Genomic DNA, 302 nt, shown 5'->3' with positions numbered 1-302 from the left:
GGTAGTAACGCCAGCCCCAGATCGGAAAGGTTTCGGCCTTCCAGCGGCCGACCAGCAGCCATTTGGCGGCGATGGCAAAGCCGCTCAACCCGAAGAACACCCCGGCCGATAGGACGACGCAGCGCATATAGAGAACCGGCGCGTCGTCCAGCGCATCATAGACCCAGTCGAGGCCGTCATTGATCAGCCAGAGCGCGGCATACCAGTAAGCCGCGTAAACGATCAGCTGGCCGAAGCCCGTGGCCCAGATGGCAAGATTGGAGGCCCGATGCGTCAGCATGGGTTCGCTCGCGGCAACCGCT

At 62.9% G+C, this 302-nt stretch carries 1 protein-coding gene; it reads right to left on the bottom strand.

Annotated features, from left to right (window positions below; all coding sequences use genetic code 11):
• On the bottom strand, positions 1-280 hold a 280-nt coding region (locus EN851_RS35380; protein ID WP_210234962.1), incomplete at its 3' end, for a hypothetical protein.
• Between the last annotated feature and the right edge of the window lie 22 nt (positions 281-302).

Source organism: Mesorhizobium sp. M8A.F.Ca.ET.208.01.1.1 (assembly GCF_004791315.1).
Lineage (GTDB): Bacteria > Pseudomonadota > Alphaproteobacteria > Rhizobiales > Rhizobiaceae > Mesorhizobium.
Note: the sequence above shows the minus strand (reverse complement) of the source record. Positions and strands in the feature narration are given on the sequence as shown.